The 23652-nt window shown below is 64.8% G+C and carries 19 protein-coding genes; 11 read left to right on the top strand and 8 right to left on the bottom strand.

Going from position 1 to position 23652, the window contains the following annotated elements; translation table 11 throughout:
• Window position 1: 1 nt before the first annotated feature.
• The 8 genes from B7G52_RS06650 to B7G52_RS06615 form a co-directional block, all read right to left on the bottom strand.
• Window positions 2-1147: an acyl-CoA dehydrogenase family protein gene (locus B7G52_RS06650; protein ID WP_096696832.1), complete on the bottom strand. Its 1146-nt coding sequence runs from the start codon at window positions 1145-1147 to the stop codon at window positions 2-4.
• 89 nt (window positions 1148-1236) lie between these two features.
• On the bottom strand, window positions 1237-2034 hold the full coding sequence (locus B7G52_RS06645; RefSeq protein WP_096696831.1) for a crotonase/enoyl-CoA hydratase family protein: 798 nt from the start codon (window positions 2032-2034) through the stop codon (window positions 1237-1239).
• Between the two features lie 212 nt (window positions 2035-2246).
• The gene (locus B7G52_RS06640) at window positions 2247-2999 is read right to left on the bottom strand and encodes a glucose 1-dehydrogenase (RefSeq protein ID WP_096696830.1); all 753 of its coding nucleotides are present in this window, start codon (window positions 2997-2999) and stop codon (window positions 2247-2249) included.
• Between the two features lie 61 nt (window positions 3000-3060).
• A complete protein-coding gene (locus tag B7G52_RS06635; protein WP_096696829.1) occupies window positions 3061-4050 on the bottom strand; it encodes a hydroxymethylglutaryl-CoA lyase in 990 nt (329 codons plus the stop codon).
• A gap of 18 nt (window positions 4051-4068) precedes the next feature.
• Window positions 4069-6066 carry a biotin carboxylase N-terminal domain-containing protein gene (locus tag B7G52_RS06630; RefSeq protein WP_096696828.1) on the bottom strand — a complete coding sequence of 666 codons (1998 nt, stop codon included), beginning with the start codon at window positions 6064-6066 and terminating at the stop codon, window positions 4069-4071.
• A gap of 14 nt (window positions 6067-6080) precedes the next feature.
• On the bottom strand, window positions 6081-7688 hold the full coding sequence (locus tag B7G52_RS06625; protein ID WP_096696827.1) for a carboxyl transferase domain-containing protein: 1608 nt from the start codon (window positions 7686-7688) through the stop codon (window positions 6081-6083).
• Window positions 7689-7722: 34 nt separating this feature from the next.
• Entirely contained in the window at window positions 7723-8511 is a 789-nt protein-coding gene (locus B7G52_RS06620; RefSeq protein WP_096696826.1) for an enoyl-CoA hydratase/isomerase family protein, read from the bottom strand.
• Window positions 8511-9674 carry an acyl-CoA dehydrogenase family protein gene (locus B7G52_RS06615; RefSeq protein WP_096696868.1) on the bottom strand — a complete coding sequence of 388 codons (1164 nt, stop codon included), beginning with the start codon at window positions 9672-9674 and terminating at the stop codon, window positions 8511-8513. Before B7G52_RS06615 ends, B7G52_RS06620 begins: the two co-directional genes overlap by 1 nt.
• Window positions 9675-9833: 159 nt before the next feature.
• Here B7G52_RS06615 and B7G52_RS06610 point away from each other — a divergent pair, with 159 nt between their 5' ends.
• The 11 genes from B7G52_RS06610 (at window position 9834) to B7G52_RS06560 (ending at window position 23650) form a co-directional block, all read left to right on the top strand.
• The gene (locus B7G52_RS06610; protein ID WP_096696825.1) at window positions 9834-11882 is read left to right on the top strand and encodes an NADPH-dependent 2,4-dienoyl-CoA reductase; all 2049 of its coding nucleotides are present in this window, start codon (window positions 9834-9836) and stop codon (window positions 11880-11882) included.
• A gap of 18 nt (window positions 11883-11900) precedes the next feature.
• Window positions 11901-13067, top strand: coding sequence for an acyl-CoA dehydrogenase family protein (locus B7G52_RS06605; RefSeq protein ID WP_096666937.1), 1167 nt, complete (start codon window positions 11901-11903; stop codon window positions 13065-13067).
• Between the two features lie 93 nt (window positions 13068-13160).
• Entirely contained in the window at window positions 13161-14339 is a 1179-nt protein-coding gene (locus B7G52_RS06600) for an acyl-CoA dehydrogenase family protein (RefSeq protein WP_096666939.1), read from the top strand.
• Window positions 14336-15508, top strand: coding sequence for an acyl-CoA dehydrogenase family protein (locus tag B7G52_RS06595; RefSeq protein ID WP_096666941.1), 1173 nt, complete (start codon window positions 14336-14338; stop codon window positions 15506-15508). The genes B7G52_RS06600 and B7G52_RS06595 overlap by 4 nt, the downstream gene beginning before the upstream one ends.
• 56 nt (window positions 15509-15564) lie before the next feature.
• A complete protein-coding gene (locus B7G52_RS06590; RefSeq protein ID WP_096666943.1) occupies window positions 15565-16485 on the top strand; it encodes an SDR family oxidoreductase in 921 nt (306 codons plus the stop codon).
• A gap of 98 nt (window positions 16486-16583) precedes the next feature.
• The gene (locus B7G52_RS06585) at window positions 16584-17441 is read left to right on the top strand and encodes a MaoC/PaaZ C-terminal domain-containing protein (protein WP_096696824.1); all 858 of its coding nucleotides are present in this window, start codon (window positions 16584-16586) and stop codon (window positions 17439-17441) included.
• 63 nt (window positions 17442-17504) lie between these two features.
• Window positions 17505-18308 (top strand): enoyl-CoA hydratase/isomerase family protein, encoded by an 804-nt coding sequence (locus B7G52_RS06580; protein WP_096666947.1) that lies wholly within the window; start codon window positions 17505-17507, stop codon window positions 18306-18308.
• A gap of 18 nt (window positions 18309-18326) precedes the next feature.
• Window positions 18327-19493 (top strand): acyl-CoA dehydrogenase family protein, encoded by a 1167-nt coding sequence (locus B7G52_RS06575; RefSeq protein WP_096666949.1) that lies wholly within the window; start codon window positions 18327-18329, stop codon window positions 19491-19493.
• An 8-nt stretch (window positions 19494-19501) separates the two neighbouring features.
• Window positions 19502-20719, top strand: a complete 1218-nt coding sequence (locus tag B7G52_RS06570) for a CaiB/BaiF CoA-transferase family protein (protein WP_096666951.1) — start codon at window positions 19502-19504, stop codon at window positions 20717-20719.
• A 200-nt stretch (window positions 20720-20919) separates the two neighbouring features.
• The gene (locus B7G52_RS06565; protein ID WP_096696823.1) at window positions 20920-21717 is read left to right on the top strand and encodes an ABC transporter ATP-binding protein; all 798 of its coding nucleotides are present in this window, start codon (window positions 20920-20922) and stop codon (window positions 21715-21717) included.
• Entirely contained in the window at window positions 21704-23650 is a 1947-nt protein-coding gene (locus B7G52_RS06560) for a long-chain fatty acid--CoA ligase (protein WP_096696822.1), read from the top strand. The genes B7G52_RS06565 and B7G52_RS06560 overlap by 14 nt, the downstream gene beginning before the upstream one ends.
• Window positions 23651-23652 lie beyond the last annotated feature (2 nt).

Below are 23652 nucleotides of genomic sequence, written 5' to 3'. Positions count from 1 at the left end.
TTCACAACCGTTTCGCCACTTCTTCGAGCATCACCTCGGTGGCACCGCCGCCGATGGCCTGGACGCGGGCGTCGCGCACCATGCGCTCGATCGCAGCCTCGCGCATGTAGCCGAAGCCGCCGTGGAACTGCTGGCAGTCATAGACCACGTCATTGACCAGCTCGCCGCACAGCGCCTTGACCATCGACACTTCCTTGACGCATTCGCGCCCCTGCGCGTCGAGCCAGGCGGCGTGGTACACGAGCTGGCGCGCCGCCGCCACCTGCGAGGCCCGCATGGCCAGGCGCTGGCGGATCGCCTGCTTGTCCCACAGCGTGGCGCCGAAGGCCTTGCGCTCGCGCACATAGGCCAGCGTCAGCTCGATCGCGCGCGCGGCCTCGCCCATCATCTGCGCACCCAGCACCATGCGTTCGTTCTGGAAGTTGCGCATGATCTGGTAGAAGCCCTTGTTCTCTTCGCCCAGCAGATTGGCGGCCGGCACGCGGCAGTCCTCGAACACCAGCTCGGCGGTGTCGCTGCACAGCCAGCCGCTCTTGTTGAGCGCGCGCCCGACCCGAAAACCCGGCGTGCCCTTCTCGACGATGAAGATCGAAATGCCACGCGAACCCTTGGCGCCCGGGTCGGTCTTTGCGGCCACGAAGTACACGTCGCCATGCACGCCGTTGGTGATGAACATCTTGCTGCCGTTGAGCACCCAGTGCTCGCCGTCGCGCACCGCGCGGGTGCGGATGCCGGCCACGTCGGAGCCTGCATCGGGCTCGGTGACCGCCACGGCGCAGATCTTCTCGCCGCGGATGATGGCGGGCAGGTAGCGCTCCAGCTGTTCTGGCGTGCCGAAATTGGCCAGGTGCGGCGAGGCCATGTCGGTGTGCACCATCACCGTCACGGCGAAGCCGCCGTAAGTTGAGCGGCCGAGTTCTTCGGCCAGGATCGCGCTGTACACCGTGTCTAGATTCGAGCCGCCATATTGCTCGGCGTAACGCACGCCGAGGTAGCCGAGCTCACCCATTTTGCGCAGCACCGCGCGCGGCACCATGCCTTCCTCTTCCCATGGCGCTGCCTGTGGCACCACCTCCTGCTCGACAAAGCGGCGCAGGTTGTCCCGGAACTGTCGGTGCTGCTCGTCAAAATAAATCGGTTCGTTCATTACAGGTCCTTGGAGTCCATCACCACCATCAGATTTCCGGCGCGTGTTGCATTGTCAGGGTCGGCAGAACTGGCGCATTGCCGCTTGCCTCACGGCTGCCGCCAGGAGGGCTGCCTCTTGGCGAAGAAGGCGGCGATACCTTCGCGCCCTTCTTCGGTTTCCCAAGCATCGGCCAGCTTGTCGGCGGCATAGATCATGTTGGTGGCCAGATCGTGCGAGTTTGCATAGGCGACCAGTTTCTTGGTCGCGGCCACCGCACCAGGCGCGCACTGCAACAGGTCGGCCAGTTCACGCTCGACCGCTGCATCTAGCTGGTCGGCCGCTACCACTTCGGACACCAGGCCCAGACGCTTCGCCTCAAGCGCATCCATGCGCCGCCCGGTAAGGAAAGTGCGCCGCGCGTTCGCCTCGCCCATGCGCGCGACCACATAGGGTGCGATGTTGGCCGGCAACAAGCCCAGCCGCACCTCGGTCAGCGAGTAAACGCCGCTGTCCACCGCGATGGCGATGTCGCAGACCGAAATCATGCCTACACCGCCGCCATAGGCGGGGCCGTTAACGCGTCCGATCAGCGGCATCGGCAGGTCGTTGAGTGCGCGCAGCACAAGAGCCAGGTCGGCGCTCTCGCTGACGCGCTCGGCGCGGCTTTTCTTCATGTTGTCCTGCATCCAGCCCAGATCGCCGCCGGCGCAGAAGGTCTTGCCGGCGCCGGTGAGCACCACCGCGCGCACGCCCGGTGCGGCGGCCAGCCAATCGACGGCGCGGCGCAGCTCGCTGATCAGGGTGGCGTTGAGCGCGTTGTGGGTATCGGGGCGGTTCAGCGTGAGGCGGGCCACGCCGCGCGCGTCGACAGCCAGTTGCAGTGTTTCGTAGGTGGGTGTGTTCATGATGGATCTCTTACATGTGACAAACAGGGGTGGCGGGTTTTGACGGCTCACGGCGCGCGTACCGTTCACGTACCTTGGGTTCGGTCTCGGCCAGGTGCGCGCCAGAAGTTTGTTTTTTCCAACGTCGTGGGTCGGGCTATCGCGGAAACCCGGGCTTCGCACATCAACCAGCGTTTCAATCACAGACACCTGTGCTGTCCTTTAAATCGCGGTCAGACCGCGGTGTAGCCGCCGTCAACCACCAGCTCGGCACCATGCACGAAGGACGACTCATCGGAAGCCAGGAACAGGATCACGGCCGACACTTCCCGCGGCTGGGCCGCCCGCCCGAGCAGGGTGGTGCCGAGCAGTGCCTTGTGGGTGGCCGGATCGGCCAGCAGGTCTTTGGTCATCGGCGTCTCGATGACGCCGGGGTGGACCGAATTGACGCGGATATTGAAGGGCGCGAGATCGGCCGCGCAGGCCTTGCTGAACAGGCGCACCGCGCCCTTGGAGGCCTCATAGGCGCAAGCACTGGGCGCGCCGACCAGGCCGTAAATGGACGAGATGTTGATGATCGAGCCGCCGCCGGCCTGCCGCATCGCCGGCACCACCGCGCGCGTGCCGAAGAAGGTGCCACGCACGTTGACGTTGAAAATGCGGTCCCACTCCGCCGTGCTGGTTTCATGCACCGGCTTCATCAGCAGGATGCCGGCGTTGTTGACCAGCACGTCGATGCGGCCCGCGCGCTGGACGATCTGCTCGACCACCGAGCCCCACTGCGCCTCGTCGGTGACGTTGAGACTGAGAAATTCGGCGCGCCCGCCACGCTGGCGGATACCCGCCGCGACGGCTTCGCCCAGTTCGGCATTCATGTCCGCGACAAACACCCGCGCGCCCTCGCTGGCGAGCAGCTCGCAGTGGGCCTGGCCCATGCCCATGGCGCCGCCCGTCACCAAAACGACCTTGTCCTGTACTCGACCCATAACGCTCTCCTTGTGGTGTGAATCCTGCGGGGTAAGCAAACGCCCGTCACCCTGCCGCAGTTCAGGGTGACACGCCACAAACCTCCTGCTTTGCTGCGCCAGCGCGAAAGGCCTTGAGCGAGCCGCTGTGCATCACATGGCCCGACAGGGTGCGGCCAATGATGCGCTCGGCCAGCCGCGCCGCCTCGATCAGCGCCTCCAGGTCGATCCCGGTCTCGATGCCCAGCTCCTGGCACATGAACACCATGTCCTCGGTGCAAATATTGCCGGCCGCGCCGCCGTGCTTGTGGCCCGCGAACGGACAGCCGCCCAGACCGGCGACCGAACTGTCGAACAGCCGCACACCCATCTGCAAGGCGGCATAGACATTGGCGCCGCCGACGCCGCGCGTGTCGTGCAGGTGCAATCCGATGGGCGCATCCGGCACGATCTCGCGCACCGCGCCGACGCGGCGCTTGATTTCCTCGGGATGTGTCCAGCCCATGGTATCGGCCAGGTAAACGGCCGGCAGCGGCACACGCCGGTCGGCACAGGCATCGACCAGCCAGCGGATATGGTCAGTGACGGCCGACAGCGGCACGGCGCCACCGAGATTGCAGCCAAAAGCCGTGATCACGTAGGCTTTCTCCACCGGAATGCCCAGGGCGATGTAGCGATCCAGCCAACCGAGCTGGCGTTCGCGCATCTCGGCCACGCTGCAGTTGTTGTTGCGCTGCGAAAACGGCTCGGTGGTGTAGAACATCAGCTTGCCGTCCAGGTCCACCTGTTCGCAGGCGCGCGCCCGCTCGAAGCCATTGTCGTTGAGCCAGAGCGCCGTGTAGCGGGTGCCGGGGCGCTTGGCAATGGCGGCAAACAATTCGGACGTGTCGGCCATCTGCGGCACCGCACGCGGACTGACGAAGGACGCCACCTGGATCTGCTTCAGGCCCGCGGCCGCCAAAGCGTCAATCAGCGCGGCGCGATCAGCCAACGCATAGGTTTTCGGTTCCATCTGGAAGCCCTCGCGCGGACCCTCCTCATGGAACTCGACGGATGCAGGTAAATCACTCATGGTAAAACTCCTCGGAAATCAAGCGGCGGTGACTTCGGCCAGCACCTGGTGGCGCTCGACCATATCGCCCACCCGGCAGCGCAGGCTGCTCACGCTGCCTTCGAACGGCGCCGTGACGTGCAGTTCCATTTTCATCGATTCGAGCACGATCACGGTCTGGCCGAGGGCGACCGTCTCGCCGACCGCTGCCTTGACCGCCACCACCTTGCCCATCATCGGCGCGCCCAACTGACCGTCGGCGGCGGCGTCACCGGCGGCGCCCCCCAGATAGGGTTGCGCCGTGAACACGCTGCTGCCCAGCGCGCTGGCGAGCTCGACCTGCTGCGCATCGCCCCGGATCGTCAGCTCCAGCGCCCGCCCGCCGCATTGCAGCAGGGAGCGACCGGCCGCCAGCGGCTGGAGCGAGGCGTTCACTTCCTGCTCGCCGATGACCAGGGTGCAGGCGCCGTGGGCGTCGCGCATCGAAAAGCGCACCGGCCACTCGGTCGCACCGGCCTTCAACACCAGGGTCGGCTGGGGCGCGGCCCGCACCGGCCCGCTCGTCAAGCGCCAGCCGGTAAAGTGGTCCCACAGGGTCCAGCAGCCCAGCGCGGGCGACCCGGCGCGCTGCTGCGCCAGCCAGTGCAGGGCGGCGGCGGCCAAATGTTCCAGCGAGGGCGCGGCGGGCGCCGCCACGCCGCGCTGCGCATGGCGCTCGTCGATCAGGCGGGTGTGGAAAGTGGCATTGCGGGTCTCTGGCCACTCCAGCAGTTCCTGCAGGAATTCCAGGTTGGTGACCAGGCCGATCACCGTGCTCTCGCGCAAGCCGGCCACCAGCGCCCGGCGCGCCGCATCGCGGTCGCTCGCATGCGCGATGAGCTTGGCGATCATTGAATCGTAGTGCGGCGAGATTTCGTCGCCGCTGTCCACGCCGGATTCGATGCGCACGCCCGCGCGCGAAAAATCGACCACCTGCAGCCGCCCGGTGGCCGGCAAAAAGCCCGCAGCGGCGTCTTCGGCGCACAGCCGGGCCTCGAAGGCGTGGCCGCTGCACCGCACGTCGGCTTGCGTCAGGGGCAAGGTACCGGTGTCGGCAATGCGCAATTGCAGCTCGACCAGATCGAGGCCGGTCACTTCTTCGGTCACCGGGTGTTCGACCTGCAGGCGCGGATTGACTTCCAGGAAGTAGTGCTCCTCGCCCGTGACAACGAACTCCACCGTGCCCAGGCCGCGGTAGTTCACGCCGGCGGCCAGCTTGACCGCGTCGGCCAGGATGGCTTCACGCAGGCGCGGGCTGAGTCCGACCGAAGGCGCTTCCTCGATCACTTTTTGATGGCGCCGCTGCAAGGTGCACTCGCGCTCGAACAGGTGAATGGCGTGGCCCTGGCCATCACCGGCCACCTGCACCTCCAGGTGGCGCACATGCGGCAGGTAGCGCTCGACGATCAGTTCGCCGTTGCCGAAGGCTTTTTCGGCCTCGCGCATGGCACTCTCGATGCGCGACTCCAGCCCCTCCAGCGTCTCGACCACCGCCATGCCACGGCCACCGCCACCAGCCACCGCCTTGAGCAGCACGGGCAGCTTCATACCGCGCACCAGGCGCAACACCTCGGCCGGGTCGGTCATGCCGCTTTCGCTGCCGGGGATGACCGGCACGCCCAGGCGGGCCGCCTCGCGCTTGGCGCTGGCTTTGCCACCCACGCGCTCGATGGTCTCGGCCCGGGGGCCGATGAAAGTGAGTCCGGCGGCTTCAAGCGCGCGCACGAAGTCGGCGTTTTCCGAAACGAAGCCATAGCCCGGGTGCACGGCGTCGGCGCCGACGCGCCGAGCCGCGGCGATGATGGCCTCGATGTTGAGGTAGCTCTCGCTCGGCGCTGCGCCCCCGAGTTCGACCGATTCACCGATCTCGCGCACATGGCGGGCAAACCGGTCGGCGCTGGAATGCACGGTGGCCACGGCCAAGCCAAGCTTGCGGCAGGTACGGGCAATGCGGCAGGCGATCTCGCCTCTGTTCGCAATGAGGACTTTTTTAATCATGTCTGGCGTCCTGGTTAGAAACGGAAGACACCGAACGGCGTCGGCTTGGCGGCGGTGCGGGAGGCGAGGTCGAGCAGCAGCCCCATGGCGTCGCGTGTTTCCACCGGATCGATGATGCCGTCCACCCACAAATTCGAGGAGAAGTTTTTCGCCGGCTGGAAGTCTTCGTAAATCTTGCGTACCGGCGCCTTGAACGCCTCTTCTTCCTCGGGCGTCCACTCTTTTCCCTCGGTCTTGTTGATCTGCTTGCGCACCAGCGCCATCACGGTGGCGGCCTGATCCGGACCCATGATGGCCGCGCGGCCGGTCGGCCAGGCGAACATCGCGGTCGGGTTGAACGGGCGGCCGCACATCGCCAGGTAGCCGGCGCCGTAAGAGGCGCCCATGATGATGGTGTACTTGGGCACGTTGGCCGAGGCCATGGCGGTGATCATCTTGGCGCCGGCCTTGGCGATGCCGGCCTGCTCGGCGGCGCGCCCGACCATGAAGCCAGTCACGTCAGCCATGAACAGCAGCGGGATGTCGCGCTGGCAGCACAAGTCGATGAAGTGCGCCGCCTTCATCGCGCTGTCCGGGAACAGCACGCCCTGGTTGGCCAGGATGCCGACCTCGTGGCCATGGATGCGCGCAAAGCCGGTCAGCAGGGTGTCGCCGTACATCGGCTTGAATTCCTGGAACCGACTGTCGTCGACAAAGCGCGCCAGAATCTCGCGTGTGTCGGTCGGAATCTTGGTGTCGCGGCTGATGATGCCGTAAATCTCGCGCGGGTCGAAGCGTGGCGGCACCGACGGCTGGCGCGTCCAGCGTGGCTTGGGCTGCTCACCCAGGTCCCGTACGATTTCACGCGTGATGGCCAGGGCGTGGCGGTCATCTTCGGCGATGTGATCAGTGACGCCGCTGACACTGCAGTGCATCTTGGCGCCGCCCAGCGACTCGGCATCCACCGTCTCGCCGGTGGCGGCAAAGGTCAGCTCGGGACCGCCGAGGTACATATAGCCCTGCTCCTTGACGATCACCGCCTCATCGCACAGCGCCGGGATGTAGGCGCCACCCGCCGTGCAGGGGCCCATCACCACGGCAATCTGCTGGATGCCTTCGGCCGACATGCGAACCTGGTTGTTAAAAATGCTGCCGAACTGCCCCACGTCGGGAAAGATGTTGGCCATTTCCGGCAGGAAGGCGCCACCACTGTCCACCAGCGTGATGCAGGGCAAGCGGTGTGCCCAGGCAATCTGCTGCGCCCGCACGTGCTTCTTGCAGGTCATGCCGTAGTAGGTGCCGCCTTTCACGGTGGCGTCGTTGGCGATGATCATGCACGGGCGGCCCTGCACCAGGCCGATGCCGGTGATGATGCTGGCGCCCGGCGGCACGCCGTCGTACATGCCTTCGCCGGCCAGCATGCCGACTTCCAGGAAAGGCGAGCCCGGGTCGAGCAACACTTCGACGCGATGGCGCGGCAAAATTTTGTTGCGCGCCAGATGCTTTTCCCGCGCCTTCAGGGGGCCACCGGCCAGCGCCAGTTGGCGACGACTCTGCAAATTCGCAATCACGGCCTCGTAGGCTTCGCGATTGAGTCGGAATTCGTCGTCGGAAGTCGACACACGTGAGGAGAGGATGGTCATATACGCTCTTGCATCGATTCGTAAAGGAAAGTACTCAGGACTTGAACACCGGTGTACGGCGCGCTTCGAAGGCCGCCAGACCTTCACTGACGTCGTCGTCGAGCAGGGCGGCACTGGCCAGGTCTTCCTCGAGCTTGAGGCCGACCTCCGACGAACCCTCCATGCCTTGCCGCGCCAGGCGCTTCATGGTGGCCATGCCGATGCGGCTGCGCGTGACGAGCTTGGTGCAGTACGCCAGCGCCGCCTCGCCTAACTGGTCGGGCTCGACCACATAGTTCACCAGCCCCCATTTCTCGGCGGTGTCGGCATCGATCCAGCGTGCCGAGAAGAACAGGTCCAGGCCCCGACGCAGGCCGGCAATGCGCGGAATGCGCTGGCTGCCGCCCCAGCCGGGAATCAGGCCGAACTGGGCATGCTGGTCGCCAAAGCGTGCGTCCTTGGCCGCAAAGATGATGTCGCAAGCCAGCATCAGTTCGCTGCCACCGGCCAGGGTCAGGCCCTGGCAGGCCGCCACCACCGGTAGATCGCTGCGCTCCAGGCGCTTGAGAACGCTGTGGCCATAGCTGATGAAATGCTTGAGCCTGGCAGGGTCGGCTCGCAGCAACTTCACCTCGTCGAGGTCGGCGCCGGTGCAGAAATGCTTGCCTTGCGAGCGGATCAAGATGGCGCGCACACCGGAGCCGGGCTTCTCGAATTCGTCAACCGCCGCCTCGATGCCCGCATGAACGGACATCGACAGGCAGTTGAATTTTTCTGGGCGCGCCAGCTCGATGATGCCAACGGCGCCTTCACGGCTGACCACCAAGGGAGATGCCTGGCTCATTATTTGTTCTCCTTCGCATATTGCACCGCCGCACGGCCCACGCGCTCGCGGGCGACGATCAGCTTCATGATTTGCGCCGTGCCGTCGCCGATTTCCAGGCCCATCACATCCCGCAAACGCTGCTGGTGCGGCAGATCCATTGACCAGCCATAGTGACCAAACGTCAGCAGGCACTGATGGATCGCGTCAAAAGCGGTTTTGGGCCCCATCCACTTAACCATGGCCGCTTCCGCGGTGTGCGGCTGGCCTGCGTCGCGCAAGGCCAGGCCGTGGTAGCAGAGCTGGCGGCAGGCGGCAATCAGGGTCTCAAACTCGACAATCGGAAAACTCACGCCCTGGTACTGCGCCAGCGGTGCACCAAAGGTGTGACGCTCCTTCACGTACTCCCAGGTCTCGTCGATCGACGCCTGCGCGGCGGCCACGCATTGGAGCGCGATCAGGATGCGGCTGAAGTCAAAGCCCTGCATCACCTGCGTGAAGCCCTTGCCCTCCGCGCCCAGCCGGTTCTCGACCGGCACCCGCACGTCGTCGAAAAACACCGAGCCACGGCCGATGATCTTGCTGCCGACGTCGTTGAAGCGCGTGCGCTGCACGCCTTTCTGGTTCAGGTCCACCAGGAACGCGCTGATGCCGCGCGCGCCCTCCTCGGGCTTGCCGGTGCGCGCGAACAACACAATGGCATCGGCCTGATCGGCAAAGGTGATAGAGGTCTTCTCGCCGGAAAGCACGTACTCGTCGCCAACGCGACGCGCCTTGAGTTGCAGATTGGCGGCATCCGAGCCGCCCCGCGGTTCGGTCAAACCCAGAGCGACGATGGCCTCGCCCGCCACGATCCGGCTGTTCCAGGTGCGCGCCAGCTCGGGGGACGCATTGGCATGAATGATGGCACCCATCAGCGAACTGAGCAACTGCATGTAGCTGACGTTGAAGTCGCCATAGGCAATTTCCTCGGTGATGATGCCGGCCGTGACACCACTCAAGCCCAAGCCGCCATATTCCTCGGGCAGATCAACGCCGATCAGACCGAGTGAACCCATTTCCTTGAACAGCGCACGGTCGATGCCCGGTTGCGATTCGCGCTTCTGGTAATCGGGCCTGAGCCTCTCTCTCGCAAAGCGGCGCGCCACGTCACGCAGCGCAATCTGGTCGTCATCGAACATCATGGGTAATACCTCCTTGCTGACTGTTGTCGAAATCGCCGCCTGCATCACACCGTCAATCCGGACGAAGAATTTGAGGTGCTCGCCAATTGCATGGCTGGTCGACGCCGTATGATATATCATCGAACAGGTGTTAGTTAGATTTTCAAGGAAACTTTCTCGATGTCCACCGAAGCTACTGTTTTCTTTCCGACGCTACTCTCCACCCTGAAGGTCGGCGCGCACACCCTTGGCAACCGGACGCTGATGGGCTCGATGCACACACGTCTGGAGTCGCTGGACCGCTCCATCGACCGGCTGTCCCTGTTCTATGCCGAGCGGGCACGCGGTGGTGCGGGCCTGATCGTCACCGGCGGCTATGCCCCCTGCCAGGATGGCCTGCTGGATGAAACCGGCCCCCTGCTTGTCACGACGGAGCAGGCCGATGCGCTCAAACCGATTCCGCAGGCGGTGCATGCCGAGGGCGGCAAGATCATTCTGCAAATCCTGCATACAGGCCGCTACGCAAAAGTCGCCAGGCCCGTCGGAGCCTCCGAAATTCCCTCTCCCATCAACCCGCGCGCGCCGCGCGCCCTGAGCACGGCCGAAGTCTGGCAAACGATTGAGGACTATGTGCGCTGCGCCGAACTCGCGCAACGCGCCGGCTTCGATGGCGTCGAGATCATGGGCTCGGAGGGCTACCTGCTCAACCAGTTCACCGTCACGCGCACCAACAAGCGCGGCGACGAATTTGGCGGCAGCATGGAAAACCGCCATCGCCTGCCGGTGGAGATCGTTCGTCGCACGCGTGCCCGGGTGGGTCCAGAGTTTCTGCTGATGTTCCGGGTCTCGGCGCTTGATCTGGTCGAGGGCGGCGCCCCGGCTGACGAAATCGCCCATCTCGCCCAGGCGGTGCAGGCTGCTGGCGCCGATATTATTAACACCGGCATCGGCTGGCACGAAGCCCGCATCCCGACCATTGCCTACGTTGTACCGCGTGCCGCCTGGCGCTTCGCCGCGGCCCGCATCAAAAAAGCGGTGACGATTCCCGTCATCGTCTCCAACCGCATCAACACCCCGGAAGTGGCCGAAGACATTCTGGCCAGCGGCGACGCCGACATGGTGTCGATGGCCCGCCCCTTCCTGGCCGACGCCGACTTCGTGCGCAAGGCGGCCGAGGGTCGCGCCGACGAGATCAACACCTGCATCGCCTGCAACCAGGCCTGTCTCGACTACATCTTCTCCGAGCGCCCGGCCACCTGCCTGGTCAACCCGCGCGCCGGGCGTGAGCTGGAGTTTTCACTATTGCCGCCACGGGCCGTGCCGCGCACGGTGGCGGTGATCGGCGCCGGCGCGGCCGGGTTGGCCTGCGCGCTGACCGCCGCCGAGCGCGGCCACGCGGTCACCCTGTTCGAAGCCGGTCCCGAGATCGGCGGCCAGTTGAACCTGGCCCGGGCCGTGCCGGGCAAGCAGGAGTTCAATGAACTGCTGCGCTACTTCAAGCAAGGCGTGGCGCGGCATGGCGTGACGCTCAAGCTCAATACCCGGGCGGATGCCCCCGCTCTCGTCAACGGCCACTACGACCGCATCGTGGTGGCCACCGGCGTGCGCCCGCGCACGCCGCAGATCCCGGGCATAGCTCACCCGAAAGTGGTGAGCTATGCCGACCTGCTGTCGGGCCGGGCACAGGCCGGCCGCAAGGTGGCCGTGATCGGCGCCGGCGGCATCGGCTTCGACGTGGCAACGTTCCTGCTGCACGAAACGCCGCCCGATGGCCCCCGGCCGCAGACGGTCGCGCAGTTTCAGTCCGAATGGGGTGTCGACACCTCGCCCACAGCCGCAGGCGGCCTCAAACCGATGCAGTCCGTCAGCTCGCCACGCGAAGTCACCCTGTTGCAGCGCAAGCCGGAAAAACCCGGGCGCAGCCTGGGCATGACCACCGGCTGGGCGATCAAGGCCGAGCTGGCGCGGCGCGGCCTGCGCACGCTCTCGGGCTGCAGCTATGAACGCATCGACGACGCCGGATTGCATCTGAGCGTCAACGGCGTGCCACAGACGCTGGAGGTGGACACCATCGTCCTGTGCGCCGGTCAGGACAGCGAGAACGCATTGTTTGCCGAACTGCGCGCGCTCGGCCTCACGCCCGATCTGATCGGCGGGGCCGAGCTGGCCGCCGAACTCGATGCCTTGCGCGCCATTGACCAGGGCACGCGCCTCGGTCTGGCCCTCTGAACCCACTCGAGCATCCCCATGGATTTCACACCCAACCCAGAGCACGAATCCATCCGCGAGGCCATCGGTAAAATCTGCGCCCGCTTCGACGACGGCTACTGGCTCGAACGCGACAGGGTTGGCGGCTTTCCGCACGAGCTGCACCGCGCCCTGGCCGATGGCGGCTGGCTCGGCATTTGCCTGCCGCAGGAATATGGCGGCGGCGGGCTGGGCATCAGTGAAGCCACCGTGATGATGCAGGCCATCTCGCAGTCGGGCGCCGGGCTGTCGGGCGCATCGGCGGTGCACATGAACATTTTCGGCCTGCAGCCGGTGGCCGTGTTCGGCAACGAGGCGCAGAAACGCCGCATGCTGCCGCCGCTGATCCAGGGCAAGGAAAAAGCCTGCTTCGCCGTCACCGAGCCCAACACCGGGCTGAACACGACCCGTCTGAAAACCCGAGCCGAACGGGCAGGCGACCACTATGTGCTGTCCGGCCAGAAGGTCTGGATCTCGACCGCCCAGGTGGCCGAGAAGATGCTCATTCTGGCGCGCACCACGCCGATCGAGGACTGCAAGAAACCGACCTTCGGCCTGAGCCTGTTCTACACCGACCTGGACCGCCGTTTTGTCGAGGTGCGTGAAATCGACAAGATGGGGCGCAAGGCGGTGGATTCGAACCAGGTCTTCATCGACGGGCTGCGGGTGCCGCTGGAAGACCGCATTGGTGAAGAGGGGCGCGGCTTCGAATACATCCTGCATGGCATGAACCCCGAACGGGTGCTGATCGCCGGCGAAGCGGTCGGCCTGGGCCGCAAGGCGCTGGAAGTGGCCGTCAAGTACGCCGGTGAACGCGTGGTCTTTGACCGGCCCATCGGGCAGAACCAGTCGATCCAGCATCCGCTGGCGCAATCATGGATGGAGCTTGAGGCCGCCGAGATGATGGCGATGCGCGCGGCCTGGAAATACGACAATGGCCTGCCCTGCGGCGCCGATGCCAATGCCGCCAAGTACATGGCGGCCGAGGCCGGTTTCAACGCCTGCCAGCGCGCCATGGCCACGCTCGGCGGTTATGGCTACGCGAAGGAGTACCACGTCGAACGCTACCTGCGCGAAATGATGATCCCGCGCGTTGCGCCGATCAGCCCGCAACTCATCCTGTGCTTCATCGCCGAGAAGGTGCTGGGCCTGCCCAAATCCTATTGACATTCACGAGCCCACGACCGATTTTCTTTCTGCCAAGGCCAGCAATGCCCTCGTCAATACCCTCTTTTAACCCATGACACCACCCACCCCATCATGACCACCACTCCCGACAGCGAACACGCTGAACAACTGAATGAACAACTGAACATGCTGCGCGAGAGCGCGCTGAGTTTCGCCACCAAGGAATCTCCACTGACTCGCGCCCGCGCCCTGCGCCGGCAGACGCCGGGCTTCGAACGCCGCTTCTGGGGCGCCCTGGCCGAGCAAGGCTGGACCGGGCTGCTGGTACCCGAAGCCATGGGCGGCTACGAGCAAGGCTTCGCCGAAATGGCCGAGGTGGTCGCCGCGCTCGCCACGCAGGTCGCGCCCGAGCCGGTGGTACCGGTGCTGGTCTTCGCGGGCCGCCTGCTGGCCCATGCGGGCAGCACCGAAACCGCCACCCGCCTGCTCACCGAAATGGCCGAAGGCCGCACCCTGCCCGCCGTGGCCTGGCAGGAAGACGTCACCGGCGCCAAAGACCGGCCAGGCCAGGCGACCACCCGGCTGGAGCGCCAGGCCGACGCCCTGCTGTTAAATGGCAACAAGCGCCATGTGCGCCCCGGCGCCGGCGCCGACGGCTATATCGTCAGCGCCACCGGTCCCCAAGGCCTGGCCCTGGTGTGGGTGCCTGCCGATGCGGCCGGCCTCGCCGTGAGCAGCCAGCCGCTGGCCGACGGCAGCTATGCCGCCCAGCTCGACCTCAACAAGGTTCGCCTGCCCGCCAACCACCTGCTGGCCGAAGGGCCCACGGCCGTGGCCGCCCTAACCCGTGCCTACGACGAAACCCTGATCATGACCAGCGTCGAACTGCTGGCCCTGGTGCGCAGCATGCTGGCCATGACGCAGGACTACCTGCGCACGCGCATCCAGTTCGGCAAGCCGATTGGCACTTTCCAGTCGCTGCAGCACCGCGCCGTCGACCTGCTGATCCAGCAGGAACTGACCGCCAGCATCGTGACCCAGGCCCTGGCCCTGCTCGACGCCCCGGACGGCGACGCCAGCGCGCGCTCGGCCCTGGCCAGCCGCGTCAAGTCGCGCGCATCGGACGCCGGCTTGCAGGTGGCGCGCGAAGCCGTGCAACTGCACGGCGCCATCGGCGTGACCGACGAGTACGACCTGGGCCTGTACCTGCAGCGCGCCCTGGTGCTGGCTGCCTGGCTGGGCAACGGCACCCAGCAACGCCGCCGCTACGCCAGCCTCACCCGCAACACCACCGCGCAGGAACACGCATGAACACCATCTCATCCACCACCAGCACCGACTGGAATGCGCTGGACAACGACAGCTTCCGCGCCACCGTGCGCGAATTTTTCGAAACCCGGTATCCGGGCGAACTGCGTTACCCCAAACGGCGGCTGCGCTGGTCCGAAATCGGGCACTGGTACCTGACGCTCTCGAAAAAAGGCTGGGTTGCGCCGAGCTGGCCCACGCAATACGGCGGCATGGGCCTGAGTCCCGAGAAGCTCATCATCTTCATTGAAGAGCAGGAGCGCTGGGGCGTGGCGCGCGCGCCCGACATGGGCATCACCATGGTCGGCCCGCTGCTGATCAACCACGGTGACGAGGCGCAGCGCAGCTCTTATCTGCCCAAGATCATCGCTGGCGAGCACATCTGGTGCCAGGGTTACTCGGAACCCAATTCGGGCTCCGACCTGGCCAGCCTGCGCACCGAAGCCGTGGCCGATGGCGACGACTTCATCGTCAACGGGCAAAAGACCTGGACCACGCTGGCGCAGGACGCCACCCACATCTTCCTGCTGGTGCGTACCGACAAATCAGCCAAGAAGCAGGAGGGCATCAGCTTCCTGCTGGCCGACATGAAAACGCCAGGCATCACGGTGCGCCCCATCCGCAACATCGCGGGCGCCGAAGATTTCTGCGAGGTTTTCCTGGAGAACGTGCGCGTGCCGCGCAGCAGCATCGTGGGTGAGTTGAACAAGGGCTGGACCATCGCCAAGGCGCTGCTCGGCTTCGAGCGCATCTTCCTGGGCAGCCCCAAGCAAAGCCAGTACGCGCTGGCGCGGGTGCAGGAAGCCGCGCAGCGCCTCGGCCTGTTCGAGGACACCGGCTTCGTGGACCGATACATCAAACTGGCACTGGACGTGGCCGACCTGGGCGCGCTCTACGGCCGCTTCATCGAGCAGGTCAAGCGCGGCGAAACCCTGGGCCCCGATGTCTCCATGCTCAAGCTCTTCGCCACCGAAACCTATTCGCGCCTGGCCGACCTGCTGGTGGATGTCATGGGCTCGAGCGGCGGCACGCCCGGCTCCATTGACCTACCGGGTGGCGCGGTCGATGCCCTCACCACCTTCTACAACGCGCGCCCGGCCACCATCTACGGCGGCAGCAACGAAGTGCAGCGCAACATCCTGGCCGCCAGCGTGCTGAAGCTGCCGTCATGAGCGCCGCACGGCCGCCACCGTCTGACTTATCTACATCAACAACCAGGAGTCATTTCATGAACAAAGGCATCATGCTGCAAGACAAGGTGGCCGTGGTCACCGGCGCGGGCCGGGGCATCGGCCGCGACATCGCATTGATGATGGCGGCGCAGGGCGCCAAGGTGGTGGTCAACGACATCGGCGCCTCGGTCGGCGGCGAAGGCAGCGACGCCAGCCCCGGCCAGCAAGTGGTCAACGAGATCAAGGCTGCTGGCGGCCAGGCCGTGCTCAGCACCGACAGCGTCTCGACCTGGCCCACGGCCAACCGCATCATCGAGTGCGCGGCCGACACCTTCGGGCGCATCGACATTGTGGTCAACAACGCCGGTATCCTGCGCGACCGCCTGTTCTTCAACATGTCACCCGAGGAGTGGAGCGCCGTGATCGACGTGCACCTCAACGGCAGCTTCTTCACCTCGCGCGCGGCCGCCCCGCACTTCAAGACGCAAAAATCGGGCGCCTACGTGCACATGACCTCGACCTCGGGCCTGATCGGCAACCTGGGCCAGGCCAACTATGCCGCCGCCAAGCTGGGCATCGTGGCCATGTCGCGCCACATCGCCGGCGACATGCAGCGCTACAACGTGCGCTCCAACTGCATCTCGCCTTTTGCCTGGAGCCGCATGATAGGCGCCATCCCCACCGACACGCCCGAGCAGCAGGCCCGCGTGGAAAAACTGAAAAAACTCGGCACCGAGCAGATTGCGCCCATGGCCACCTTTCTGGCCAGCGATGCCGCGGCCGACGTCACGGCCCAGATCTTCGCCGTGCGCGGCAACGAGATCTTCCTCATGAGCCAGTCGCGCCCGATCCGCGGCATGCACACCAGCGAAGGCTGGACACCCGAGACCATCGCCGAGCGCGTGCTGCCCGCGATGAAGCAGAACTTCTATCCACTGGAGAGCTCGAACATCGTGTTCTCCTGGGACCCGGTCTGAGATGCGCGCCCCGACGTTTGCGGCTTTGCCGCTGCACTGCCCCCCGGGGGGGACTTGCCCTTCTTGGGGCGACCCGGCGAAGTGCGGCGCCTAGCATCATGGCGATCAACTACGAGCACCTGATGGCATGGCCGTTCGAGGACGTGCGCCATCGCTACACGCAACGCGACACCATGCTGTATGCGCTGGGCATCGGCCTGGGCAGCGACCCGACCAACGAGACCGAGCTGCGCTTTGTCTATGAAAAGGACCTGCTGGCGCTGCCCACGCTGCCGGTGGTGCTGGGCTACCCGGGCATGTGGCTCAAGGACCCGGCCACCGGCGTTGACTGGGTGCGGCTGGTGCATGGCGAACAGGGCCTGCGCCTGCACCGGCCGGTGCCACCCGAGGGCGAGGTGATCGGGCGCACGCGGGTGAGCCAGATCATCGACAAGGGGCCTGGCAAGGGCTCGCTGATTTACACCGAGCGCGCGGTGACTGACGCCGCCAGCGGCGCGCTACTGGCGACGCTGAGCTCGACCACCTTCTGCCGCGCCGACGGCGGCTTTGGTGGCCCGGCCGGCCCCGTCAAAGCCGTGCACGAGCTGCCCGCGCGCGCGGCCGACCACAGCACCGATTTCGCCACACAGCCACGCGCCGCGCTGATCTACCGGCTCTCGGGCGACTACAACCCGCTGCATGCGGAGCCGGCAGTGGCGCGCGCGGCCGGCTTCGAGCGGCCCATCCTGCACGGCCTGGCCACCTATGGCATTGCCGGTTGGGCCCTCACCCAAAGCGTGTGCGGCGGCGACCCGAGCGCCCTGCAGTCGCTGGATGTGCGCTTTTCGTCACCGGTTTATCCCGGCGAAACGATACGCACCGAGATCTGGGTGGATGGCAAGATCGTGTCGTTCCGCGCCCGCGCCGTCGAACGCGACATCGTCGTGCTGAACAACGGCCGCGCCGAGCTGCGCTGACATTCACTGATCTTTCTTCTCCCCTTTTTCCCAACTTTCCCATTTTTTTCAAGGAGCCTCAAGATGAACTACGCTGACTTTCAATTCCTCAAGTTCGAAAACAAGCCCAATGGCGTGCTGTTGATCACCATCAACCGCCCCGAGGTGATGAACGCCACCAATGCCCGCCTGCATTGGGAACTGACCAAGGTCTGGGGCGTCGTCAATGACGATCCAAAAACCAAGGTGGCGGTCATCACCGGTGCCGGCGACCAGGCCTTCTCGGCTGGTGGCGACCTGGATTGGGTAGGCAACATGGTCGGCAACCCCAAGGAAATCGCCAACACCATGACCGAGGCTGCGGACGTGGTCTACAACATGATGGCCTGCGACAAGCCCATCATCTCGGCCATCAATGGCGTGGCCGTGGGTGCCGGTCTGGCGGTGGCCTTCCTGGCCGACATCAGCATCATGGCCGAGGAGGCCAAGGTCACCGACGGCCACGTCAAGATCGGTGTCGCCGCCGGCGACCACGCCGCGATCCTGTGGCCGCTGCTGTGCGGCATGGCCAAGGCCAAGTACTACCTGCTGACAGCCGATTTCGTAACCGGCAAGGAAGCCGAGCGCATCGGCCTGGTCAGCCTGTGCGTGCCGCGCGCCGAGCTGATGGACAAGGCGATGGCCGTGGCCAACAAGCTGGCCAATGGCAGCCAGCAGGCGATCCGCTTCACCAAGCGCTCCCTGAACGGCTGGATGAACCTGGCGCGCCCGATTTTCGAGAGTTCACTGGCGATGGAGATGCTGTGCTTCCTGGGTGAGGACGCCAAGGAAGGCGTGGCCTCGGTACGCGAGAAGCGCGCGCCCAAGTTCCCTTCCGCCCAACTGTAAATTAAGAAAGGAGTCCCCATGGATTTCAACCTGACCCAGGAACAACGGATGATCTACGAGTACGGCGACCGTATCTCGAAGCAGTTCGACCACAACTACTGGAGAGGCTACGCCGAGAAGAACGAGCGCCCGACCGAACTGTACAAACAGATCACCGACGATGGCTTTCTCGGCATCATGGTGCCCGAGGCCTATGGCGGTGCCGGCCAGGGCATGACCGAGATGCTGCTGTTCATGGAAGGACTTTCCAACAACGGCATTCCGCTGCTGAATCTGGTGGTCGGCCCCACCATGACCATGGGCCTGCTGGCCAAGCATGCCAGCGAGGACATGAAGCGCCGCTTTCTGCCGGGCGGCTGCACCGGCGAGATCAAGTTCTGCTTCGCCATCACCGAACCCAACGCCGGCTCGAACTCGATCGAGATCACCAGCATCGCCAAGTCCGACGGCAAGGGCGGCTTCAAGCTCAACGGCCAGAAGGTCTTCATCACCGATGCCAATTGCGCCGACTACGCCATGGTCGTCACCCGCACCACGGCGCGCGCCGACGTGAAGAAGAAGACCGACGGCTTCACCATCTTCATGGTCGACATGAAGAAGAAGGGCATCAGCAAGACGCTGATTCCGATTGCGTTCCCGGTGCCCGAGACGCAGTGGCAGGTGTTCTTTGACGACGTGGCGCTGACCGAAGCCGACGTGCTGGGTGAGGTCGGCAAGGGCTTCAACATCCTGTTCGACACCCTCAACCCCGAGCGCATCATCCTGTCGGGCCTGTGCACCGGCGTCGGCCGCTTCGCACTGAAGAAGGCCGTGGCCTACGCCAACGACCGCAAGGTGTTCAACAATACCCCCATCGGCGCCTACCAGGGCGTGCAGCACCCGCTGGCGATGGCGCGCAGCGAGATCGAGATGGCTTCGCTGATGGCGCTCAAGGCCGCTTGGGCTTTCGACCAGGGCCTGCCCGCCGGCGAATTTGCCAACATGGCCAAGTACGCCGCCGCCGAGGCCGGCATTCACGCCGTCGACAGCGCGATCCAGTGCTTCGGCGGCAACGGTTTCACCAAGGAATACGGCATGTACGATCTGTACGGCCTGGTGCGCCTGCTGCGCACCGCGCCGCTGAACCGTGAAATGGTGCTCAACCACATTGCCGAGCACGTGATGGGCCTGCCGCGCTCGTACTGACAGCCGCCATGAGTACCAATGCTCCCCTGCCCGCCTTCGGCGCCCTGGCCGGCCTGAAGGTGATCGACCTGTCGCGCGTGCTCGGCGGGCCCTACAGCGGCCAGATCCTGGCCGACCACGGCGCGCAGGTCATCAAGGTCGAGCCGCCCGCCGGCGACGAAACCCGCGCCTGGGGCCCACCCTTTGCCGACGACGGCACGGCGGCCTACTACAACGGGCTGAACCGCAACAAGCGCGATATCGTGATCGACTTGTCGAAGCCCGAGGGTCGCGAGATCGTGCTCAAGCTGCTGGAAGACGCCGACGTGCTGATCGAGAACTTCAAGATCGGCACGCTGGAGCGCTGGGGCATCGGCTATGAGCAGACGCTGCGCGAACGCTTCCCGCGCTTGATCCACTGCCGGGTCAGCGGCTTTGGCGCCGATGGACCGCTCGGCGGCGCACCGGGCTACGACGCGGTGGCACAGGCACTGGGCGGCCTGATGAGCGTCAACGGCACGCCGGACACCGGAGCGCTGCGGGTCGGGGTCCCGGTGGTGGACATCGCCACCGGCCTGTCGGCCGTGATCGGCGTGCTGCTGGCGGTGATCGAGCGGCAGCGCTCCGGGCGCGGGCAGTTCGTCGAGGCCACGCTCTACGACACAGCCGTGTCGCTGCTGCACCCGCAAAGCGCCAACTGGCTGCAGTCGGGCCAGACACCCAAGCTCAGCGGCAATGCGCACTCCAACATCGTGCCCTACGACAAGTTTGCCACCCAGACCTGCGAGGTCTTCCTGGGGATCGGCAACAACGGACAGTGGAAAAAGCTGTGCGAGTTCCTCGGCCGTCCCGAAATGGCCGACGAGCCGCGCTTTGCCACCAACGCCGAGCGTTTTCGGCACCGTGATGCGCTACGCGCCCTGCTCGAGGAGCACCTGCTGAAGGTGGATGGCGAGTGGCTGTGCCAAGAACTGCTGGCAGCCGGCATTCCGGCCGGTGCCGTCAGGACCGTTCCTCAGGTACTGACCGACCCCCACACCCTGCACCGGGACATGGTCGTGCAGGTGGAGGGCGTGGCGGGCATCGGCATCCCGGTCAAGCTGTCACGCACACCGGGCCGGGCGCACAGCGCCCCGCCGCGCTTTGGCCAGCACACGCGCGAGCTGCTCATTGAACACGGCTACGGCGCCGCCACCGTTGACGCAATGATCGCGCGGGAAACCATCGTGGAACACGTTGAGGAATGAACCCTGCCTGTCAGAGAGTAGGGAAACCCCCAGATACCTAACTAATGTTAGGCTCTAAAATAAAAATCTTTTATGCAGAACAGAAATCGAGTCGGCAAGCTGCGCACAGGCAGATGGTCGACCGTGCAATGTCATAGGCACCTTCAGTGATCAACACCATCAGTACCAATAGCAGTACCAGAGAGCAGGGGTCGGCTCCGATGCAAGCCAGCAACGAGGCACCAGCACCCGTCCTTGAATGCCGGGGGCTGGAGCGGCGGTTCGGCGGTCTGGTCGCGTTGACCGGGGTCAATCTGCGCATCGAGCGCGGGGAGATCTTTGGCCTGGTCGGGCCCAACGGCAGCGGCAAGACGACCATGACCAACGCCATCACCGGCTTCTTCCCACCCCAGGTCGGCAGCATATGGCTCAATGGCCGCGACATCACCGGCATGGCGCCCCACAAGGTCGCCGCCCTGGGCGTGGCGCGCACCTTCCAGAACCTGGCGCTCTTCAACGGCATGAGCGTGCTTGACAACATCCTGCTGGGCCGCCACATCCACATGAAGCCCGGCGTGGCAAAAACCGCCCTGTATTGGTGGCTGGGTCGCAAGGACGAGATGGCGCACCGCCTCAAGGTCGAGGAAATCATCGATTTCCTGCAGCTTCAGAGCGTGCGTGACGAACTGGTGGACAGCATTCCGATCGGGCTGAAAAAACGCGTCGAACTGGCGCGCGCGCTGGTGGCCGAGCCCAGCTTCCTGGTTCTTGACGAACCCATGGCCGGCATGAACCAGGAGGAAAAGGAATACATGGCGCGCTTTATTCTCGATGCGCGCGACGAGCGCCATGTCACCGTGCTGCTGATCGAGCACCACATGGACGTGATCACCGGCATCTGTGATCGCATGATGGTGCTCAGCTATGGTGAAACCATAGGAACCGGAATTCCTGCCGAGGTGATGAAGGATGAGCGCGTGATCAAGGCCTACCTGGGAGGTGCGCATGCAACGCACTGACATTGACATCGCCAAGGGCGGTAGCACCACAACCTGGGACCTGGGCACCGACACCACCCTCATCCGCATCCTGGCCCGCAACGCCGAGTTGCTGGGCCATCGCGTGGCCATGCGCGAAAAAAACCTGGGAATATGGCAGGAGACCACCTGGTCGCAAATGCTGGATGCCACGCTCGCCTGCGCGGCCGGCATGGAAAGTCTCGGGTTTGGCGCCGAGGATGCCTTGCTGGTGCTGGGCGACAACCGGCCCCGGCTTTACATGGGCATGCTCGCGGCTGGCATGTTGGGCGGCTACGCGATGCCGGTCTACCCCGACGCCACGCATGACGAAATCCATCACTTCATGCATGAGGCGAATGTCCGCTTTGTCCTGGCCGAAGATCAGGAACAGGTCGACAAGGTGCTCGATCTGGGTGATCGGGGCGCGACGATCACCAGCATCATCTACGACGAACCACGCGGCTTGGCCAGCTATCCGAATCCCGGGCTGGTGTCGTGGGAAAAGTTGCAGGCCATTGGTGCGGATCGCCTGCGTGCCGAACCGAAACTGCGAAATACCTTGATCGAACGGGCACGGCCCGAAGGACCAGCCGTGTTCGTGCACTCGTCGGGAACCACGGGCAAACCGAAGGGCGTGGTGCTGAGCCACAGGAATTTGCTCGCCGGGGTTGGCAACGCCCATCGCGGTGGCGCCTTCACCTTTGGCGAGGACATCCTCGCCTATCTGCCCATGGCCTGGGTGGGTGACTTTGCGATCACGGTCGGCGCCGGTGTTGCGCTGCACTTCACCATCAACATTCCCGAGCGGCAGGAAACGGTGCTGCATGACCTGCGCGAGGTCGCGCCCACTTTCTATCTGGCGGCACCCCGAAGCTGGGACAACATGCTGACCACCATCCAGGTGCGCATGGAGGATTCGACGCCGCTCAAAAAATGGTTTTACGATGTTTTCATGAACTCCGCGCTGGCCGCTGAACGACGCAAACTCGAGGGAAAACCGCCCCACCTGAAAGAGCGATTGATGCGGCAGCTGGGCGAGTGGCTGATCTTCGGGCCGATCAAGGACCAGTTGGGGCTGACCCGCCTGCGCAATGCCTTCACCGGCGGCGAGGCCATTGGAGAGGATACTTTCGTGTTTTACCGCGCGCTGGGCGTGAAACTGCGACAGTTCTATGGTCAAACCGAAAGCAGCGCTTTCAATGCCTTGCAGGACACCGAAGAAGTACGCCTGCACACGGTCGGCAGGCCATTGCCGGGGGTTGAGGTCAAAATCGGCGACAACGGCGAGATCATGGTTCGATCCGGGAGTGTGTTTTCCGGTTACTACAAACTTGAAAATGCCACCCGGGAAGCACTGGAGGATGGCTGGCTGCGCACGGGTGATGCCGGTTATGTCGAGCCTGACGGGCATATGGTGGTGCTCGGGCGTTTGTCGGAGGTGGTGCACACCGCCAAAGGCGAACGCTACATCCCGAACTACATCGAGAACCGCCTCAAGTTCAGTCCGTACATCAAGGATGTGGCGGTGCTCGGGAGCGGTCGCGACACGCTGGCGGCCATCATCTGCATCGACAAGGAACCGGTTGGCCATTGGGCCGAGGTACGGGGCATTTCCTACATGTCCTATGCCGACCTGTCGCAAAACCCCGAGGTGATCGAATTGGTCACGGCAGCGGTCAAACGCGTCAACAGCATCCTGCCGGACGGACTGAAACTGCATCACTTCGTGTCGCTGCACAAGGAGTTCGACCCCGATGATGGGGAGGTCACGCGAACACGCAAGTTGCGCCGCAACGTGGTGGAAGAGCGTTATGCACCCATCATTGACGCGATCTACGGCGGCCAGAAGACGGTCACGATGAAGGCGCAGATCACATACGAATCCGGGGAGGTCGGCACCATCGAGCGCCAACTCTCGGTGCAGGAGATTTAAAT

Source organism: Polaromonas sp. AER18D-145 (assembly GCF_002379095.1).
Classification (GTDB): Bacteria; Pseudomonadota; Gammaproteobacteria; order Burkholderiales; family Burkholderiaceae_C; genus Polaromonas.
Note: the sequence above shows the minus strand (reverse complement) of the source record. Positions and strands in the feature narration are given on the sequence as shown.

Excerpts from the sequence above, each read along its gene's own strand:
- B7G52_RS06650 (WP_096696832.1), bottom strand. The coding sequence starts at position 1,147 with ATGAACGAACCGATTTATTTTGACGAGCAGCACCGACAGTTCCGGGAC.
- B7G52_RS06645 (WP_096696831.1), bottom strand. The coding sequence starts at position 2,034 with ATGAACACACCCACCTACGAAACACTGCAACTGGCTGTCGACGCGCGC.
- B7G52_RS06640 (WP_096696830.1), bottom strand. The coding sequence starts at position 2,999 with ATGGGTCGAGTACAGGACAAGGTCGTTTTGGTGACGGGCGGCGCCATG.
- B7G52_RS06635 (WP_096696829.1), bottom strand. The coding sequence starts at position 4,050 with ATGAGTGATTTACCTGCATCCGTCGAGTTCCATGAGGAGGGTCCGCGC.
- B7G52_RS06630 (WP_096696828.1), bottom strand. The coding sequence starts at position 6,066 with ATGATTAAAAAAGTCCTCATTGCGAACAGAGGCGAGATCGCCTGCCGC.
- B7G52_RS06625 (WP_096696827.1), bottom strand. The coding sequence starts at position 7,688 with ATGACCATCCTCTCCTCACGTGTGTCGACTTCCGACGACGAATTCCGA.
- B7G52_RS06620 (WP_096696826.1), bottom strand. The coding sequence starts at position 8,511 with ATGAGCCAGGCATCTCCCTTGGTGGTCAGCCGTGAAGGCGCCGTTGGC.
- B7G52_RS06615 (WP_096696868.1), bottom strand. The coding sequence starts at position 9,674 with ATGATGTTCGATGACGACCAGATTGCGCTGCGTGACGTGGCGCGCCGC.
- B7G52_RS06610 (WP_096696825.1), top strand. The coding sequence starts at position 9,834 with ATGTCCACCGAAGCTACTGTTTTCTTTCCGACGCTACTCTCCACCCTG.
- B7G52_RS06605 (WP_096666937.1), top strand. The coding sequence starts at position 11,901 with ATGGATTTCACACCCAACCCAGAGCACGAATCCATCCGCGAGGCCATC.
- B7G52_RS06600 (WP_096666939.1), top strand. The coding sequence starts at position 13,161 with ATGACCACCACTCCCGACAGCGAACACGCTGAACAACTGAATGAACAA.
- B7G52_RS06595 (WP_096666941.1), top strand. The coding sequence starts at position 14,336 with ATGAACACCATCTCATCCACCACCAGCACCGACTGGAATGCGCTGGAC.
- B7G52_RS06590 (WP_096666943.1), top strand. The coding sequence starts at position 15,565 with ATGAACAAAGGCATCATGCTGCAAGACAAGGTGGCCGTGGTCACCGGC.
- B7G52_RS06585 (WP_096696824.1), top strand. The coding sequence starts at position 16,584 with ATGGCGATCAACTACGAGCACCTGATGGCATGGCCGTTCGAGGACGTG.
- B7G52_RS06580 (WP_096666947.1), top strand. The coding sequence starts at position 17,505 with ATGAACTACGCTGACTTTCAATTCCTCAAGTTCGAAAACAAGCCCAAT.
- B7G52_RS06575 (WP_096666949.1), top strand. The coding sequence starts at position 18,327 with ATGGATTTCAACCTGACCCAGGAACAACGGATGATCTACGAGTACGGC.
- B7G52_RS06570 (WP_096666951.1), top strand. The coding sequence starts at position 19,502 with ATGAGTACCAATGCTCCCCTGCCCGCCTTCGGCGCCCTGGCCGGCCTG.
- B7G52_RS06565 (WP_096696823.1), top strand. The coding sequence starts at position 20,920 with ATGCAAGCCAGCAACGAGGCACCAGCACCCGTCCTTGAATGCCGGGGG.
- B7G52_RS06560 (WP_096696822.1), top strand. The coding sequence starts at position 21,704 with ATGCAACGCACTGACATTGACATCGCCAAGGGCGGTAGCACCACAACC.